The following is an 18,073-nucleotide window of genomic DNA, read 5'->3' as shown; positions in this document are numbered from 1 at the left end:
CTAATTAGGGACTTTTTGAAAGACGGGGTCAGAGAATGGACTTTTCACAGTGCAGCAAGAAAATTTATCCTTACTGCAAAGGAATACAAAATCAGAGCATTTTTGTGGCCAAGCTATTCAGGGCTGGTGGAAGTAAGAACTTTTCCGATTCTCCGTATGATAGCCACGAATATGAGAAGAAGCTGATCAGCGGTACAAAACCGAAACCTCTAACAGACAAGTTGAAACAAACGTTTCCTTCCCCTGTTGACGTCGCTGGAATAGAAGCCTTCTTCATGGAATGCATAGATGAAGACCGTATTCCCGAAGCTATGAATGCCTACGGGATACCAGATACAATTGAACCTGACAAGAATTGTTTATCTGCGGCACTTGCGAGGCAATATCAGCTATTGTTTGAAAGCCCAGACATTGATGTGGAAGACATTATTTCAACAGAATATAGAAGGCTGCTCGCGGATGAACCAGAAGATGACTTGATACAGTTCAAGCCTCTCTATAAAGGGGACAGCGCATCTGCCTATGGCGGAGAGCAAGAATATCAGAAAAATACTGATAATTCCTTCCGGCATGTCTGGGAGCTTAGGAACACAGGAACTGTAACTTGGGAAGGACGGAAGCTTGTTTTTATAAAGACGTATAAGACCGGGCCACTTGCGGAGCAGACAGTTATACAGATTCCGAAGATGGAGCCGGGAACGCATAAAAAAATTGCCGTGGTCATGCAGACTCGCGGCAAGGAAGGAAGATTTTGTTGTCACTTTGAAATGCAGGATTCAGATGGCAAGAACTGTTTTCCAAATCACAATAGTATGTTTGACATTAAAGTGAAAATTGATTTTATACCAGATGTAAATGCGGAGGTATGAGCGTGAGCGAAAACATCGAAAAATGGACGAATCTCAAAGACGTTCAGGAATATCTCGGAGTAGGGCGCGAGACATTATTGCAGTGGATCTCGAAGCGCGATATGCCAGCATATAAAGTTGGCAGGCGCTGGATGTTTAAGCTGTCAGAAGTAGATGAGTGGATTCGTTCTGGTGGCGCGGCAGATGACACTGAAAAGAAGGGTGAATAAAAAACTGCCTGGTAATAAGAATGTGTAAGTTGCAAATTATAGAAAATGAGCATTCATTGTTCGTGGGTGCCGGAAATGAGGACAATTTAATGGCAAGAGTAGCAAAAGCAAAAAATACAGAAGTTTCGCTTGAAACAGTTCTGTGGAACTGCCGCGTGGCGCTACGTGGTATTGGCAGCACAGAGAAAAATAGAGATGCAGTAATCGGACTGGTTTTCTTGAAATTTGCTGGAGATAAATTTGAAAAAAGACGCAAACAAATTGCAGAAGAGCATAAAGACGACGATCCCAAACTGATTGAAATTCTTCAAAATAAAGTGTCTTCGTATAACGCAGAGAATGTTTTCTATTTGAAAGAAACAGCTCGCTGGTCGTATATCGTGAAGAAAGCATCTTCGGACGACATTGCCGTTATCATCGATCAGGCTATGGCAGATATTGAAGACAGTAATCCGGCATTAAAGGGAGCTGTATCAAAGAACCTGTATGCTACTCTTGGCGCAGATAAATCGAAACTTAAGAGTTTGATAGACGAAGTTAATAAAATTGATGAGCATAGATTTCAACAAGAGGATCTTATCGGTCGCGTATATGAGTACTTTCTTCAGGTATATGCCGCTTCCGGTACAAAGGAAGATGGTGAGTTCTATACTCCTGCCTGTGTCGTAAAGTTAATCGCGGAGATGATTGAACCTTATAGCGGAACAGTTTATGATCCCTGCTGTGGCTCCGGTGGAATGTTCGTACAGTCTCTAAAATTTGTAGACAGGCATCATGGAAACAGAAAGAAAGTCTCCATCATCGGGCAGGAAAGCAACCCGGATACTTGGCGACTTTGCAAAATGAACCTTGCCATACGAGGAATCGCGCATAATCTTGGTGAAAAGAATGCCTCTACTTTTACGGAAGACCTTCACAAAGACAAGAAAGTGGACTTTATCATGGCGAATCCGCCTTTTAACTTGAAGGGGTGGAGAGCAGAGGATGAACTGACTGATGATCCTCGCTGGCACGGCTATACAGTACCTCGTGTTGCTAATGCAAACTACGCATGGATTCTTCACATGATCTCAAAATTGGACGTTACTCATGGGATTGCAGGATTTCTTCTGGCAAATGGTGCTTTGAATGATCCAGATGAATATGAAAATCGTAAACGCTTAATCGAGAATGATAAGATCGAAGCTATTATCGTTTTACCTCGTGATATGTTTTATACGACAAATATTTCTGTCACACTTTGGATCGTTAATATGAATAAAAAGGCTACTAATTGGCATGGAAGGCAACTTCGTGATCGAACTGGCGAATTTTTATTCATTGATTTGCGCAGTTGGGATCAGAACATCGAAGAAATAGTTATTGATAAAGGGAAAAGGAAGAAAAAAACAATTATTAATGATGATCAGATAGCGCAAATTAAAAAAATATATACTGATTGGCAAAGCGAAGATTCTAGTTTGTATAGTGATATACCAGAACTTTGCAAATCAGTTAAATTGGACGCGGAAAATGGGGTTCGTGAAATGAATTACGCCTTAATGCCAAGTAAATATATTGAGTTTATTAATCATGATAAATTGATTGATATTGATAAAGAAATGTCGGCACTTTCAAGGGAGATTCATGCTGCGTTACAGGAAGAAAAGGAAACTGTCAGACTTTTAGATTTAGCAGCAACAGAGGTGTAAAAATGATAGATAAAAGAAGTGTTTCAGATTTAATTAAATATGTCGATGAGAGAAATTCAGATGGTAAGATTACTGACTTTTATGGAATAAATATTCAAAAAGAATTCATGCCAACACTGGCAAGCACTGATTCTATTGATCCGAAAAAGTATAAAATTGTTCGTAATAACAGATTCGTTTTCAGCGGGATGCAGACTGGAAGAGATAAATGTATAAGAATAGGACTATATAAGGGGAATGCAATAGTAGTTTCACCAGCATATCAGACCTTTGAAATCAAAAATGAGAATGAAGTTTTACCAGAGTATTTCTTTATGCAATTTTTAAGTGACGAAATGGACAGATATGGTTGGTTTATTAGTGATAGCAGCATTCGTGCAAATCTTGATATTGATAGGTTTGGTGAGATTTCTATTGAGCTGCCAGATTTAACTATTCAACAAAAATATGTTGATATTTATATGGCAATCCGTAGGGTACAAAAAATAAATTCAAAAATAAAGCAGATTTGCCCTGTACTTGTAAGAAGTGCTATTAAAGAGGCAGAGAAGTAAGTAATTTTGAAATGTGAAGAGGTGAATTGAGGAATGATATTCTCTCAGCGGTATAAAGACTTAATCGAAGTCGGTAACGGTGAATCCAAGGATCATATCTGCGGAGAAATCGAGTTCGAGGTAAAACAAAAAATTGCAAAGATTCTTGAAAATTTTCGGGAACCGCAGAAGTATCATCCAAGCCGCTATGACAGCTGGGAGGAAACAACTGACGCGCTTGAAATTGCTGCAAAAAAGTTGAATGAGATTATCGGAGCTCCGGTTGCAAATTTGGCAGCGACGGATTTCAGTCCCATCGTGGATGTTAGTGTTGCTATTGGCTCTATGTTTACGCCATACTTGTTTGACTTAATAGAGCTCCAGTATGATGCCTTGTCCGAAAATGAAAAGGAACCCTTCCGGCAAGAAGTTAACGAGACTTTTCGTGCAAATGAAGTGCCATGGATTATTACCGATGGCGTGATGATAAAGATCGACGCCAAGCAGTTCGAACTGGATTTAAAGCGTAAGACGCTGGAACAACTGCATGAGCTAAGGGATTCTGCACCAGTATTTCAGTCAGCTTATGATGAGTTGATAAAGGCAGTGGAGTTCCTCGAGAAGGAAGACTATGCCGAGGCAATTACGAATGCTGGGAAAAGCTATGAGAGTATTATGAAAATCATCTGCGGAGCTGATAAGGGCAATGCGGGAGAGCTTACAAAGCAAATTGTGAGTGATGAACATTTAGATTTGCCAGATAGTATCAGCGGCGAGGGCTTCCGACAGAATGTACTTATGACACTTCCCTATATCAGAAACAACATAGGAGCGCATGGCTCAGGAATGAATACAGCAAACATTCAAAAGTCGCTTGCCAATCTTGCTGTAAATATGGCCGCAACTCTTGATGCCTATCTGGTTGATGAATATAGCACTGAAGACTAATTGGAAGGAGGCGTTCCTGGTGGATTATATTTTTGAAAAAGGAAAATTTACAGAGGATGAACTCGAACAGGCAATTATTGAACTGTTCCAGCAGCAGGGCTATACTTATGTGCCCGGCGAAAGCATTCACAGGCGGTACGAAGATGTTCTTCTAACAGAAGATTTGCGCTCTTTTTTAGTGTCGCATTACAACAATGATCTAAGTGAAATTGAGATTCAAAAGATCATTAACAAGTTGAGTCTTATCAACTCAACGCCACTGTATATTGGAAACAGGGACTCGTTTCGTCTTGTTACAGAAGGATTTGATCTTGGACGTGATGACCTCTCCAAAGTTGCTCTTCATGTGGATTATATTGATTTTGAAAATCCGGAGAACAATATTTTCAAGGTGGTTAATCAGTATTCGGTGCAAGATAAACGTTTGCGTCGCCCAGACCTTCTCGTTTTCATCAATGGTATTCCTATTACAATTTTGGAGTTTAAAACGGCTACCGAAGAAGATACGACTATTCATAACGCATGGGAGCAAATTACAATTCGTTATTGTCGAGACATTCCAAAGCTAATGAAGTATTGCTTCCTTTCTGTCATTAGCGATGGTGCAAATAACCGTATGGGTAGTATTTTCACGCCGTATGAGTATTACTATGCATGGAATAAAGCCAACGATAAAGATAAAGTTTCAAATGGAATTAGCTCTCTTTATACGATAGTAGAAGGCGCATTTGCCAAAGAACGTATATTGAAATTGCTCAGGGATTTTGTGTTTTATCCTGATGACAGTAAAAAAAGCGAAGCTATTGTTTGTCGCTATCCGCAGTATTTTGGTGCGATGAAAATGATAGCAAATGTCAAAGTTCATATGCGCCCTGAAGGTGATGGAAAGGGTGGTACCTATTTTGGAGCGACCGGCTGTGGAAAAACATATACTATGCTTTTCCTTTCAAGGTTAATTGCGCTTCGGGACGACAACACATTTCATAATCCTACAATTATCATTATTGCTGATCGTGAAGACCTCGACACGCAGACATCAGAACTTTTCGTGACAGCAAAAAAATACCTCCATGAAGATGATGTTCGCAGCATCGAAAATCGTCAGGATCTTCACGATACTCTTAATGATCGGCCAAGCGGCGGCGTCTATATCACGACAATTCAGAAATTTTGTGAGAGTACAGGTCTCCTTTCTGACCGCAGCAATATCATCTGCATATCCGATGAGGCTCATCGCACCCAGACTGGTGTTGGAGCAAAGCTTAAAAAGACGGATAAGGGCGTTTTTACAACATATGGCTTTGGACATTATTTACGTACCAGTTTTCCAAATGCAACATACTGTGGATTCACCGGAACGCCAATAGACGAAACTATCGCTGTTTTTGGAGATGTTGTTGACAGTTATACAATGAAAGAATCCAGCGATGACGGCATCACCGTGCGCATCGCTTATGAACCGCGCCTTGCTCGTGTCATTCTCTCGGATGAGCAGGCAAAGGAAATAGAAAAATATTACGAGCAGTGTGCTGAGGAAGGATCTACAGAAGAGCAGATCGAGGAAAGCAAGCGCGCTATGAGCAAAATGAACGCGATCCTTGGTCATCCAGACAGAATAAAAAAATTGGCAGTGGATATTGTAGGACATTATGAATCTCTTTGTGCTGAAAAGCCGGAGATTGTACAGAAGGCAATGATAGTCTGTGCAGACAGAAAGATTGCTTTCCATGTATTAAAGGCGATTGAATCCTTGCGGCCAGATTGGGCAGTCAAGCGTAAAGCGGAAAATGAAGACGAACTAACGCAGGAACAGCTTGATAAGCTTGAGGCGCTTCCGAAGATAAATCTTGTTGCTACGCAGGGACAGAATGATGATAAAGAACTGTATGACCTGTGTGGCACCAAAGAACACCGAAAGATGCTGGACAAACAGTTCAAAAATACAGATTCAAATTTCAAGATTGCTATTGTTGTCGATATGTGGATTACTGGATTCGATGTCCCATCACTGGCGGTCATGTACATTGACAAGCCTTTGCAGAAACATACTCTGATTCAGACCATCTCTCGTGTAAACCGTGTCTTTGACGGTAAAGATAGAGGTCTCGTCGTCGATTATATTGGAATTAAAAACGATATGCTGGAGGCCGTAAAGAAGTACGGCAGCCCGCAAGACAGTTCTATTGATGAGCTAAATATTACATTGTCAATTTTCCGAAATCATTTGTCTCTTATTGATGAATTACTTAGTGGATTTGATGCGTCAAAATTTTACAATGGTTCTCCGCTTGATAGGCTTAATTGTTTGAATGAAGCAGCGGAATTTGTTCAGATGAAAAAGGATACTCAGACTCGTTTTATGGGACTCTCCCGAAGACTAAAAAGCGCATATATTATATGCTTTCCTTCGGGTGAACTTACGGATGAGGAGACATCTAAAGCACAGTTCTATCTTGCCATTCGCTCTATTATTTACAAGCAAACACAGGGTGACGCTCCGGATGCTGAGATTATGAATCATGTTGTAGAGGATATGGTTCGTGAGGCTATAACCTGCACTGGCATAGAGAATATTGTGGACGAGCATAAGTCGGTAGATCTCTTCAGTGATGATTTTCTGAAAGAACTGGAAACAGTAAAGTTGCCGATTACCAAGTTTAATGCTCTTTTGAAGCTCCTACGTAAGGCGATTTCAGCTTATGGTAAAACTAACAAGGTAAAGGCCGTTGAATTTGATGAACGTTTGCGGCAGGTTGTTGATGCGTACAATAGCCGTGACAAGCTCATATTTACAAGCGAAGTCGTATCTGATTTTGTTAATGATCTTTCTGATCAGCTTATTAAAATCATGAATGATTTAAATGATGATAAAAGATCATTTGAAAAAATGGGAATCTCTTATGAAGAGAAAGCTTTCTATGACATTCTTGTTAAAGTTCGTGATGCTCATGGATTCCCATATGCTGATGAAAAATGCATTATTCTTGCCAAAAAGATAAAAGGGCTTATTGACGATAAATCTCAATATGCAGATTGGTCTACTCGTGAGGATATCAAAAACCAGTTGAATATGGATTTAACTGTCTTGCTTTATAAGAATGGGTATCCACCAGAGTGGGATGAAGAGGTATTTGAAAAAGTCATGGAGCAGGCTGAAAATTTCAAACAATACAGTTCGCCGGATGGAGAAGAATTACCTGTATCGGAGGAAAATACTCTAATTAAATATGACTTTGAAGCAAAGCAAAAGCCAGCATCTATGGTTGCGGAAAATCCTGAAGTATATGGAAATAATAATTGAAGCATTTTTTTGAGGAGAGTGATCACATGCTGCAAAAGTCAATTAATGATAAGAAATTTAATGATGTGTTTGTTGAAGTCCCCTATTTGGAGACTTTAGGGCAGCATGCTAACGAACAGTTGCGTCTCTTCCGAATGAAAGAAGTTATTAGTAACAGATTTTCAAAAACTTCTTTGCAGGAATTTCTTGAATGGAACGTTGGCCAGTATGTATTTTCGCGTTCACAGATTGAACAATTTGAACTGGAAGGAAATGTATTCAGCGTTGGTATGGAAGCGCTTGATCTTATGCGTAAGAGCGGACATGCTGATGAAAGAGGTACAGGAAATGAAGTCGGAGAAATCCTGCTATATGCTTTTCTGGAATCAGTTCTCGGAGCTCCAAAGATTTACAGCAAGGTTGAGTTGAATGTATCGGTAAGGTCTGATGAAAGCGTAAGCGATGGGATGCACTTGCTTAGCCTTGGTGGTGATGAACATACCTTATCATACGAAATGGTGTTCGGAGCATCAAGTGTGATTGGCGATCTTGGAATAGCTATCGACAAGGCTTTTGAACGTGTCCAACAGATCGAAAAACATGCTTCTACGGAGATACATATTGTTGATAGTACAGTCTTTGAACTTCCTGAGAAAGACCCGGTCGCGCAGCAGCTAAATGAAATAATAACACCCAGACCTGATAAAACAGTCTGTCGCGATACAGCATACGGTTTGTTTCTTGGTTATACCCTTGGATTAGATCCCAATAAATATAGCAGTCAGGAATATCGGGATCTTGCTGATAAGAAGATTACCGCTGGTGTTTCTAATGCATTGCCACAAATTAAAGAAAAAATTGCAGAGCTTGGTCTTACCAACAGATCGTTTTATGTTTATATTCTTCCATTCGATGATGCCGAGGATGACAAAAAATCAATTATGAAGAATGTCATGAGAGAAGGTGAAAATGATGCCTGATGAGAAAAATTTTGGGTATAGCTATTTCACCAAATTGAATGAAAATCAATATTTGAGGACATTGTACCATGATATTCTTTTTAACTATGCTATTCGGTTATTTAACTTTGATAAAAGCAGAATGAAGGTTTTTTCTCTCGCGGACGCGCTTTCTTTTGCAGACCTTCTTTCAAAATCAAATCATCCCGCACTATCAGATTCTCAGAAGGAATGGGCACAGGAAATTGTAACAATGCTGTCTGAGTTATATCCGGAGGACAGACGAGTATCTTATGTTACAGGTTCAGTGTTGAGTACGATTAATAATTATCGTGGGAAGAAACTTCTGAATTCAACTTTTGAAGGGGTAGATGTACGAGAAAGGATTTTTTCGAGGTTCAAGCGTGAACTGCTATCTATTCCTGCCGACCCAGACAACGCTTTCATGACAGCTCAACGAAAAATTTATGATCATATCACCGACAGATATTATAGCTTTTCAGCACCAACATCAACTGGAAAGTCCTTTATCATGCGTATTTTCATGAAGCAGCAGATTTTAGAAGGTAAGAAAAATAACTTTGCACTTATTGTTCCAACAAAAGCACTTATCAATGAAGTGCGCATAAAAGTTACTGAAGACCTAGGTACGAATTTAAAAAAGTATGGATACCACATTGTCACCGCTGCTGGTGATGCGGCACTTCAAGTGGAACCGAAATTGCCTGAGGAGTGTCGCAATTATATTTTGATAATGACGCCAGAACGTCTCCTTTATTTGCTTATAAATGAGAAGAAGCTACATATAGACTATTTGTTTATTGACGAAGCTCATAAGGTATCAAGTGATGACAATAGAAGTCCATTCTATTATCAGGTAGTGCAGATGCTTGCAGAAAATTCACCTAATACCCATGTAGTATTTGCATCGCCAAATGTTCCTAATCCGGAAATCTATTTGAAACTAATAGGTGAACTAGATGCTGAGTCATTAAAGAAACAACATCTTACTACTTCACTTTCACCGGTTACGCAAATAAAATTCCTGATTGATCTCGAAAGTAGCGAAGTGAGTGTTTATGATGAACATGCTGAAGAACCTATTTCTATAACTTCGGTAGCGTTGCCGGATGCTGACTTGACGGATGTACTTCTTCGTTTTGAACGTGACAACGATGGGAATCAGACCCAGTCGATTGTATATTTTCCGTCCACAAGGAAGACTGTAACAGCTGCAAGAGATTTTGCTGCAAACAGAGTGGAACAAACAGATAACAAGCTTCTTATGGAATTATCAAAAGATATCTGCAATGAAGTTCATGGTGACTACTATCTGGCTGAGCTTGTCAAAAAAGGCGTGGCATATCACATTGGATATTTACCTTCATCGATTCGGCAGCGGATAGAGAACCTGTTTAAAAGCGGAAATATTACAGCCTTATTTTGCACCAGTACACTTGTTGAGGGCGTCAATTTGCCAGCCGATAATTTGTTTGTTACAGATTTTAGAAACGGCTTAAAGAATATGAAACCCGTTGACTTTAGAAATTTGATCGGCCGTGTAGGGAGATTAGACTATAGTTTATATGGGAATGTATTTTTAGTTGCATCAAACGAAAAAGCAAATGAAAAATATGTGAGTTTGCTGAGGGAGAAAATACCAGAGCAAACACTTTCTGTGGAAAAGCAGCTCACAAAGCCGCAGAAAAAGCATGTTATTGAGACATTACTCTTAGGTACAGTTGAACTAACAAAATACCCTGAAAAGCAGAGCGCCGATTCTTATGATATGATGAGAAAATTTGCGATCATTCTTTTGAACGATATCATGAAGAATCGTAACAGTAATGTACGCCGTGAATTTACCGCTTTGATGAAGCCAGGAGAAGAAGAACAGATTCGAGCTGCATTCTCTAATCAAGAATTTCAACAGGATGACGATATAACGGTATCTGTTGATCAATCGGAATCATTATATCAAGCAATAGCATTTAACGGACTGGAATTTCCTGAAATTGACGCTGACGGAAAATATGATCGTGATGAATTGATGGCTTTCCTCGAGCGGTTATGTAAGATATTTAAGTGGGAAGTATACGAGTCAGATACGTTAGGGCATGTAGGTAAATATTCACACAAACATGGAAAGCTAAGCTGGTATGCAGTCATTCTTGGTCAGTGGGTGCAAGGATATGGCCTAAGTCAGATTATGAATCAGGCATTGCAACATAAGCGAAACCATCCTAAAGATGCTCTATATGTAGACAGAACGTATATTGATTATAATGATTCGCGTGAACACAGAAATATAGTAATTTCTGAGGTTCTATCAGTGATAGATGATGTAATACTGTTTCGACTCTCAAATTATTTTTTTGAAAGTGTCAAAAGCATATAAAGAGATTAAAGAAGTGGATCAGGTTGAAAATGATTGGTATGAATTTGTTGAATACGGATCGACAAATAAGCAAGTTATTAGTGTACAACGACATGGATTCACCAGAGAATCTGCAATATATATTTTGAAACATCCGGAGTATGTAGCAAATCCGGAGCCGGAGTTGAAACTTAAAAGGAGCATAGAGACTTGCGGAAACAGAGGTGTCTGCGATGATATGGATTTGGTGAAATACAATTTGCCGGATCTATTTGTGGATTAAACGAAAACATAGATGAGGAAGGTACGAACACATGGGAAAAGAACTATTTGACAACATTCCGAGCAAAGTAGGAGACCTGCTCAGTGATGTAAGAAACGGAAAGGTTGGCCTTCCTGATCTTCAGCGTCCTTTTGTATGGAAGGATAGTAAGGCTCGTGATTTGCTGGATTCAATGCTGAAAGGATATCCGATTGGCTATATCATGCTTTGGCAGTCACCGGAAGACTATGCGACAGTAAATCATATTGGAACGAATGACAAGGCCTATATTCAACCGGATTATCTTGTAATTGACGGACAGCAAAGACTGACAGCCTTGCTTGCGGCAATATCCGGCATCAAGGTTAAGGATAATAATTATGCCGAGAGACAGATCAGAATTGCCTTTAATCCACTCACAAGAGAATTTGCGGTCTGGACAGAGGCTTATGAACGCAATCCAGAATGGATAAGTGGAATTAGTGCGGTATTTATCGCGGATGCTAATCACGATGTTCCGAAGTTCCGCAGACAGTTTATCAAGGACTGTAATTCTGGTCGCCAAAAGAATGGGAAAGCTATCTTGACTGATGATGAGGAGGAAATCATTGAAACTAACATTAATGAGCTACTTAATCTGTCAATCTACACGCTTCCCACACTTCGAATCAACGCCAAGGCAACAGAAGAAGATGTGGCAGAAGTCTTTGTACGTGTCAATTCCGGCGGGCAGAAATTGACCGAAAAGAACTTCATAGAGACTCTGCTTGCCGTTTATGATAATGATGTTCATGACAAGATCGATAAATTTTGTGCCGATTCTCGTATTCCGAAGGATGGCACAGCTTATAACTTTATCCTGAAGGTTGATCCTTCGCATCTTATCCGTATGGCTGTAGCAGTCGGCTTCCGTCGTGCTCGTCTGCGCTATGCTTATATGCTCATGCGAGGAAAAGACCTCGAAACAGGTATTGTTACGAAAGAGGAAATGGACGCAAATCTTACCAAGTTCAAGAATGCGTTGGATGAAGTGACAAACTTGAACAACTGGCATACCTTCATGGGATTATTCGCAGAAGCCGGATATGTGAATGGCAACATTGTTGCTTCTTCGAATGCTGTTGTTTTCTGCTATGTTCTTTATCTCCTTGGAAAATACGATTATAAGGTTCAGCCGATCACGTTGCAGAAGATCATCAAAAAATGGATTTTCATGTCCACCATTACATATTTCTACACCGGCTCTACAGAATCCGAGGTTGAGAAGCAGTTCGCCGATCTGAGAAACGTCAAGACAGCTGATGAGTTTGTTTTGTATTTGGAAGGTGTTATATACACAAAGTTTACTGATGACTATTTCAATCTTACGCTTCCTGCGGATCTTATGAGTGCAGCAGCCACATCTCCTGCTTGGTTCGGATACATCGCCGCGCTGAATGTTCTGGGAACACCGATGCTCTTCAGTACGACGACGTTGGCGGCTAAACTGCTACCAGGTGCAAGCGGTGATAAGAAGGCTGTAGACAAGCACCATATCTTCCCTAAAAACTACTTGACTGGTATTGGATACACAAGTGATCGTGACCGGAATCAGATAGCGAACTTTACATATTTAGACTACAACACAAACATTGATATTTCGGATTATCCGCCCGCTGATTATGTAGAGCGTTACCGTCAGAAACTTGGTGAGGATGGGTATAAAAAGACCTGCGCTGAGAACGCCCTCCCAGTTGATTTTGAAAAGATGTCCTATCCGGACTTCCTCGAGCAGCGTAGACAATTGATGGCTGAGATTGTGAAACAGGCGTATCAGAAGCTGTGTGAATAAACCTTTTTAGGTTTCCTATACATTTTAAGTATAGTAAACATTTTAATTTTAGCCTGTTAGGGGTTTCGGAAGGAGGTTCAGATAGCCATGACAGCAACAGCAACGAGGGCTTCTTGTGCCTCTTTTTCATACCGGTTCCGGGCAGCAGAAAGCCGGAAAGGCCCGCAGAATAAGGCTGTTCCACGGGCATCTGCGTACATTTCCGGCAAAAGCACATTGTATCAAAGATAGCGTCTTAATAGATCAGACCTGTGGTTCAGGCGGATTCTTCTATAAGGGATACAACTTTGTTGAGCTCTACAATCCTTCAGCAGATGTTCTACTCTTTGTGCGGGCGTCCAATGCAGAGATTTATGCTATGCGCCTTTCCTATGTAGCCTTGTAATTTGATAAGGAGATGATGGTTGTTTGATGGAATTACTGGAAGATGTTTTTATTCGCTGCGAACAATGCGGAAGAATAATCGGAATTCATAAAGAAGATTTTGATTTTGAATCCTATGTGTATGACCACGGTGAAAATGGCATGGGAGAAGAAATTGAATATAGACATGATGGCTTCATAGAATGTGATGGTTGCGGAAACGAGATATCATTCAGAATATCCGGTTATGAATATCCTGTTGGAGCCTTTAACTATGAGGACTCTAAGATCACAGGTGGCAGCTTTGACAAAGAGCCACACATGGGCGTGATATATAGTAGGGATGATTTTGACCCAAATGATGCTTATCCTGAATATTCAAGAGTAGAACAGTTGATTATGGAAATCGCTCAAGACCGCGATTTGATCTACAATATTTCTCCAAGAGAATTTGAAGAAATTATTGAAAGAGTGTTTCAGGATGAAGGTTTTGAAACGACTTTGACTCAGCAGACCAGGGATGGTGGTAGAGACATAATTGCTACCAAGTTCGAGATGGGAAAGCCTGTGGTTTTCTATATTGAATGTAAAAGATACGGAAGGCAGAATTCCGTAGGTGTCAGTATAGTGCGCTCTTTGTATGGCGTGCAGTCTGCAGACAGAATAAATAAGGCTATTCTGGTGACAACTGGTCACGTTACACGCGGTGTTCGCAAGTTTGTTGAAGACCAGAATACGTTAATGAGTGTCATTGATATTGAAGAAATACACGAGCTTATTAGACGGAGCGCAAGGAAAATATAGAGCTGAAAAAATCGATGAGGGTTGAGACGGTGGGATTTCCGACTTGTTTCCACGGAGCGGAGTGTTGAGACGGTCAGGAAAAGCATTGGATCGCATATAGATAAGTAGGAACAAGGGCATTGACCTGTTCCCGATAACGAACGCGGTTGAGAAAATGGCGATTTTCAGGTAAAAATGCCCTTGGAGCAATTCCCGTATACATACGGGGCTAATCCGACATCAATCAGAAGCAATCGAGCCACTCCGTTCTCGCAAAAACATCCAAGTCACCATCTCAAGGATAAAATTGGACATATTCCCAAGAACGGACAAAAGCACAATATGCCGTGGACTTGTTTCCAAGGACGAATAGGTGTCAAAAACACACTGAAAATATATTCAAAACATCCAGATGAGCTCTTGGAACCACGTTGAGGCAGTGGCCTTGCTCGCTAGGAGCTGAAAGCGACGCAGGGAGCAACTGGCACTGCCCATGTCAGGGTTGCCCAAGAACGCAAGCCGAAGGTGCGGCGCGATTGGCAGCAACCTACGACGGAGATAGTGGTCTTGCTCGCTAGGAGCTGAAAGCGACGCAGGGAGGAATTACACACGGAAAGTCCCGCTTGGTTTTGTATCAGAAATCATCCAAATAATAAAGGAGTGAAGATTTTATGAAAAATAGTACTATACGTAAAGACGTGTCACCGGGTACGCATGTCATGGTGGTAAAAAAGGAAGATCAGAGAACGGGTATGCTGACAGAAGGTATTGTGAAAGATGTTCTTACCAATTCAGCGAATCACCCTCGTGGTATTAAGGTGCGACTTGAAGATGGCACAGTAGGCAGGGTACAGAAAATTTTCTAGGATGAATGCAGTAGTTTTTTATGCAGCTGATGTAATACAATTGTAGTTTACACCTCAATCTCCAGGAAAGATGTATAATCAAAGAGAAAGAGGGAAGATAAATGACTAAAAAACAACAAAAGTATGATGTTGAATATAAGATTCAGGTCATAAAACTGGTTCAGGAAATCGGATCGGTCAAGGCGCACACACTCGGCAAACTGCCATACGCCTTGCCGAAAAACTGGCAAACTTGCGTAAACAGGTGAAAAAGCAGGATACAGAAATTCGGCGCCTGAAAGAAGAAAGCGAGTTTTTGGAAGAAGACAGCGCTTTTTTCGCCGCCAGCTGGCGGAAGTCTGCAAGAACTAGAGACTGATGTTCACAAACAGAAAAACAGAGGATGGCAATAACAGTGGGAAACTTTCTTTTTATTACCGGATGTTGGGCGTAAGCCGCCAAGGGTTCTATATACATATGGGTGTATCCGCATGTATCGGGCAGGTTGCACGAGAGATACCTATGACAATTGAATGGGAATGAAAAATATGATAGTAATGGGAGGCGGAGGCTTTGCAAGAGCAGAAATTTACAAAGAAGGACTGGACGCTTTTTAAAAATAAAATTGCTGATTGGCAGGAAAGGTATATAAACAAGCTCAATAAAGAATACATAGAATTATTAAATGAAGACGCTAATCCTTCCGATACGTTTTGGAGGCTGGATAAGAAAATAAAAGAGGATAAGAAAAAAATGGGTGTTCAATTAGAAATGAGTCGGGCAAACCTTATTTATAATATTATTTCACTTATCAATGAAGGTGTAATTAACCGCGAAGATCTCGAAGAATTCAGTGATGAGCTGAAGAAAATTGTATATTCCTATGTTGAGAGATAGTTTGTAATGTATTAAGTTCAATAAAGTATCGCTTTATACTAAGGTCTTATGTCAAAATTTAGTACAAAATAAAATGAGAAACGTATCCTCGGTTTAACTTGCTATCAAGGTATCTTTTTTCTGATACTGCTGATATAATTTTTCATATTCATTTAGGACATATAATCGCAGTGATTGTGAATCCGTACCGTATTGTAAAATATTTCCAGATATTCAAATACCAGCGCATATGCATGTCGGTAATCGCGGATACGGAACCGATTCAGCCCTTCCCGTTTAATTAATGTATACTGCATAAATCAAAAATCCGCATAAACACTAACTTTATAGTTGCTTTTAGAAAGATAAAGTGCAAGGTTTTTGCACAAATAAACCTAAAACTCATGCACTTGGAAAAAATGGAATTTTAAATTTTTTGCAAATATATCCTCTATAATGGATGATAACTATGCTATTATATGGATTTTGCTACCTTGAAATTCACTTTTTATGAATAAATTATTTGTGCAGTAGTCATTATCTAAATGATAAAGAAATGTCATATATGGAACGAATCGTATAAAGAAATGAAAAATTTGACAAAAAATAAGCCTTAAAAGGCATAACTGTGGAGAATTCTATGTATGATTTGGTGGAGGAAGTGTCAAACTCCTAATTGTTTAATTTATATGCGAATAAGGCATGAATACAATGCAAAAATATGTTGACTAATTGTAAATGCATGATATAATGTGTTTAAGATGAATTTAGTAAGTAGATTCGAGTAAGAAAACAAAATAGTATGGTGCTGAAGCAGGTAATGGAATTCGGCATTAAAAGATATATTTTTTATTTATCTTTTAATGCCGAATTTTTTTTTGTTTTTATAAATAATGAAGGAGGTGCAACATCAAATAATAATAAATGGGGAAGATCCCTATGTAAAGCCATCAAATTTTTTTTGGAAATTATTTTATGGGCACGATAGAGAAATTACGAATTATACGAGAAGGAGATTGTTATGAAAGTGAACGTTACCGTTACGAATGAGAATGGGTTGCATGCACGTCCCGCTGTATTAATTGCCAAACGAGCATCTGAATTTAATGCGGATATTTACTTAAAAGCAAATGGTAAATCGGCAACAGCAACTAATGTATTAGGTATTATGGGGTTAGGCATTACCTGTGGTGTAGATGTAACTATTGAGACTTCAGGGGATGAAGAAATTGCTGCTGCGTATACAATTGCAGGCATGATTGCTGCAAAAGATGTGTACAGATAATTAGAGTGTCCGAAAATAAGTGAATACATCGAGGTGAATATAATGGAATTTTTGAACCAAATATTAGCATTAGGTCCTACTGTTATGATGCCGATTATATTTTTTATATTGGGTGTTTGCTTTCGCTTGTCTATTGGCAAAGCGTTTAAGGCAGGAATGTTAGTTGGAGTAGGATTTACGGGTATTAATTTAATTGTTGCGATGTTATTGAATAGTTTAGGCCCAGCTTCACAAGACATGGTTGAACGATTTGGTGCGAGTTTGACAGTTATTGATGCGGGGTGGGCAACGAGTGCAGCTATTGGGTGGTCTTCTCCATTGATTCCGATGGTTGTGCCCGGAGCTATTATTTTAAATATTATTTTATTAGCCATTAAGAAAACACAAATTTTAAATATTGATATTTTTAATTATTGGTTGATTTTGCTTCCTGGATCCATGATTTATTATGAAACGGGAAGTTTGATTTTAGGAACTGCAGGCTCACTAATTTTGTATTTGGTTGCATTTATTATTGCTGATAAGACGGCTCCAGCTATTCAGCAAATGTATCATATCAAAGGTGTTGCTTTTGTTCATGCGACTTGTGGGATATATGTGCCGATAGGAATTCTTGTTAATGCTATTATTGAACGAATTCCAGTTTTGAATAAAATTAATCTTAGTCCGGAAGGCGTTATTGGAACATTAGGAGTTTTAGGAGAACCCATTACTATAATGGTCTCATAAATTAAGACATTTTTTGAACACGTTTATAATGAACCTGATATACTGTAGATAACACTCGAAAGAAGGTTCATTTATGTCTCGAAAAAGAAGAAATTTTACAGCAAAATTAAAATCGGATCTTGTTCTTGAACTGCTAAAGGGCGAGAAAGATCTCAACTCGATAGCTACCGAAAATAGCATACAGCCAAATCTTTTGCGAAATTGGAAAAAGGAATTTCTCGATAAAGCCTCTG

General features: G+C 39.5%; 19 protein-coding genes. 18 read left to right on the top strand and 1 reads right to left on the bottom strand.

The annotated features are described in order from the left end of the window. The first annotated feature begins 35 nt into the window (after positions 1-35). The 15 genes from AB840_RS16470 (at position 36) to AB840_RS08285 (ending at position 15,847) form a co-directional block, all read left to right on the top strand. The gene (locus AB840_RS16470; RefSeq protein WP_048514380.1) at positions 36-869 is read left to right on the top strand and encodes an NBR1-Ig-like domain-containing protein; all 834 of its coding nucleotides are present in this window, start codon (positions 36-38) and stop codon (positions 867-869) included. A gap of 2 nt (positions 870-871) precedes the next feature. Then, a complete protein-coding gene (locus tag AB840_RS08340) occupies positions 872-1,078 on the top strand; it encodes a helix-turn-helix domain-containing protein (RefSeq protein WP_268776079.1) in 207 nt (68 codons plus the stop codon). A gap of 89 nt (positions 1,079-1,167) precedes the next feature. Beyond that, positions 1,168-2,769, top strand: a complete 1,602-nt coding sequence (locus AB840_RS08335; protein ID WP_048514411.1) for a type I restriction-modification system subunit M — start codon at positions 1,168-1,170, stop codon at positions 2,767-2,769. Positions 2,770-2,771: 2 nt separating this feature from the next. Further along, on the top strand, positions 2,772-3,323 hold the full coding sequence (locus AB840_RS08330; protein ID WP_053078154.1) for a restriction endonuclease subunit S: 552 nt from the start codon (positions 2,772-2,774) through the stop codon (positions 3,321-3,323). A gap of 33 nt (positions 3,324-3,356) precedes the next feature. Then, positions 3,357-4,250: an AbiJ-NTD4 domain-containing protein gene (locus tag AB840_RS08325; RefSeq protein ID WP_048514378.1), complete on the top strand. Its 894-nt coding sequence runs from the start codon at positions 3,357-3,359 to the stop codon at positions 4,248-4,250. A gap of 19 nt (positions 4,251-4,269) precedes the next feature. Continuing rightward, positions 4,270-7,551, top strand: a complete 3,282-nt coding sequence (locus AB840_RS08320) for a type I restriction endonuclease subunit R (protein ID WP_048514377.1) — start codon at positions 4,270-4,272, stop codon at positions 7,549-7,551. A 26-nt stretch (positions 7,552-7,577) separates the two neighbouring features. Next, positions 7,578-8,510 (top strand): HamA C-terminal domain-containing protein, encoded by a 933-nt coding sequence (locus AB840_RS08315; protein WP_048514376.1) that lies wholly within the window; start codon positions 7,578-7,580, stop codon positions 8,508-8,510. Next, the gene (locus AB840_RS08310) at positions 8,500-10,887 is read left to right on the top strand and encodes a DEAD/DEAH box helicase (RefSeq protein WP_078791753.1); all 2,388 of its coding nucleotides are present in this window, start codon (positions 8,500-8,502) and stop codon (positions 10,885-10,887) included. The genes AB840_RS08315 and AB840_RS08310 overlap by 11 nt, the downstream gene beginning before the upstream one ends. A gap of 13 nt (positions 10,888-10,900) precedes the next feature. Next, positions 10,901-11,149, top strand: coding sequence for a hypothetical protein (locus AB840_RS16465; protein ID WP_048514374.1), 249 nt, complete (start codon positions 10,901-10,903; stop codon positions 11,147-11,149). 31 nt (positions 11,150-11,180) lie between these two features. After that, the gene (locus AB840_RS08300; RefSeq protein ID WP_048514373.1) at positions 11,181-12,959 is read left to right on the top strand and encodes a GmrSD restriction endonuclease domain-containing protein; all 1,779 of its coding nucleotides are present in this window, start codon (positions 11,181-11,183) and stop codon (positions 12,957-12,959) included. An 87-nt stretch (positions 12,960-13,046) separates the two neighbouring features. Beyond that, positions 13,047-13,190: a hypothetical protein gene (locus AB840_RS17110; RefSeq protein ID WP_159445818.1), complete on the top strand. Its 144-nt coding sequence runs from the start codon at positions 13,047-13,049 to the stop codon at positions 13,188-13,190. Between the two features lie 180 nt (positions 13,191-13,370). Then, positions 13,371-14,126, top strand: a complete 756-nt coding sequence (locus AB840_RS08295) for a restriction endonuclease (protein ID WP_234984902.1) — start codon at positions 13,371-13,373, stop codon at positions 14,124-14,126. Positions 14,127-14,776: 650 nt separating this feature from the next. Next, positions 14,777-14,971, top strand: a complete 195-nt coding sequence (locus AB840_RS08290) for a YwbE family protein (RefSeq protein ID WP_048514371.1) — start codon at positions 14,777-14,779, stop codon at positions 14,969-14,971. Positions 14,972-15,072: 101 nt separating this feature from the next. Then, the gene (locus tag AB840_RS17585; protein WP_200809962.1) at positions 15,073-15,219 is read left to right on the top strand and encodes a transposase; all 147 of its coding nucleotides are present in this window, start codon (positions 15,073-15,075) and stop codon (positions 15,217-15,219) included. A gap of 304 nt (positions 15,220-15,523) precedes the next feature. Beyond that, on the top strand, positions 15,524-15,847 hold the full coding sequence (locus AB840_RS08285) for a hypothetical protein (protein WP_048514370.1): 324 nt from the start codon (positions 15,524-15,526) through the stop codon (positions 15,845-15,847). 152 nt (positions 15,848-15,999) lie between these two features. On the opposite strand, the gene AB840_RS16060 is transcribed toward AB840_RS08285, so the two are convergent. Continuing rightward, complete coding sequence (locus AB840_RS16060) at positions 16,000-16,143, bottom strand: hypothetical protein (protein WP_200809963.1); 144 nt, start codon at positions 16,141-16,143, stop codon at positions 16,000-16,002. Between the two features lie 704 nt (positions 16,144-16,847). Between AB840_RS16060 and AB840_RS08275 the strand changes: the two genes are divergently transcribed. The 3 genes from AB840_RS08275 to AB840_RS18275 form a co-directional block, all read left to right on the top strand. Beyond that, complete coding sequence (locus tag AB840_RS08275; RefSeq protein WP_048514368.1) at positions 16,848-17,111, top strand: HPr family phosphocarrier protein; 264 nt, start codon at positions 16,848-16,850, stop codon at positions 17,109-17,111. 42 nt (positions 17,112-17,153) lie between these two features. After that, positions 17,154-17,840, top strand: coding sequence for a PTS transporter subunit IIC (locus tag AB840_RS08270; RefSeq protein ID WP_048514409.1), 687 nt, complete (start codon positions 17,154-17,156; stop codon positions 17,838-17,840). A gap of 73 nt (positions 17,841-17,913) precedes the next feature. Next, positions 17,914-18,073: transposase (locus AB840_RS18275; RefSeq protein ID WP_048514193.1), on the top strand; the 160-nt coding region annotated here is incomplete at its 3' end.

It is taken from the genome of Megasphaera cerevisiae DSM 20462, assembly GCF_001045675.1.
Classification (GTDB): Bacteria; Bacillota; Negativicutes; order Veillonellales; family Megasphaeraceae; genus Megasphaera; species Megasphaera cerevisiae.
Note: the sequence above shows the minus strand (reverse complement) of the source record. Positions and strands in the feature narration are given on the sequence as shown.

Coding starts and splice junctions, on each gene's coding strand:
- AB840_RS08310 (WP_078791753.1), top strand. CDS start 8,500: ATGATGCCTGATGAGAAAAATTTTGGGTATAGCTATTTCACCAAATTG.
- AB840_RS16060 (WP_200809963.1), bottom strand. CDS start 16,143: ATGCAGTATACATTAATTAAACGGGAAGGGCTGAATCGGTTCCGTATC.
- AB840_RS08325 (WP_048514378.1), top strand. CDS start 3,357: ATGATATTCTCTCAGCGGTATAAAGACTTAATCGAAGTCGGTAACGGT.
- AB840_RS08270 (WP_048514409.1), top strand. CDS start 17,154: ATGGAATTTTTGAACCAAATATTAGCATTAGGTCCTACTGTTATGATG.
- AB840_RS08300 (WP_048514373.1), top strand. CDS start 11,181: ATGGGAAAAGAACTATTTGACAACATTCCGAGCAAAGTAGGAGACCTG.
- AB840_RS08295 (WP_234984902.1), top strand. CDS start 13,371: ATGGAATTACTGGAAGATGTTTTTATTCGCTGCGAACAATGCGGAAGA.
- AB840_RS08275 (WP_048514368.1), top strand. CDS start 16,848: ATGAAAGTGAACGTTACCGTTACGAATGAGAATGGGTTGCATGCACGT.
- AB840_RS08290 (WP_048514371.1), top strand. CDS start 14,777: ATGAAAAATAGTACTATACGTAAAGACGTGTCACCGGGTACGCATGTC.
- AB840_RS17110 (WP_159445818.1), top strand. CDS start 13,047: ATGACAGCAACAGCAACGAGGGCTTCTTGTGCCTCTTTTTCATACCGG.
- AB840_RS08335 (WP_048514411.1), top strand. CDS start 1,168: ATGGCAAGAGTAGCAAAAGCAAAAAATACAGAAGTTTCGCTTGAAACA.
- AB840_RS16470 (WP_048514380.1), top strand. CDS start 36: ATGGACTTTTCACAGTGCAGCAAGAAAATTTATCCTTACTGCAAAGGA.
- AB840_RS08330 (WP_053078154.1), top strand. CDS start 2,772: ATGATAGATAAAAGAAGTGTTTCAGATTTAATTAAATATGTCGATGAG.
- AB840_RS17585 (WP_200809962.1), top strand. CDS start 15,073: ATGACTAAAAAACAACAAAAGTATGATGTTGAATATAAGATTCAGGTC.
- AB840_RS08315 (WP_048514376.1), top strand. CDS start 7,578: ATGCTGCAAAAGTCAATTAATGATAAGAAATTTAATGATGTGTTTGTT.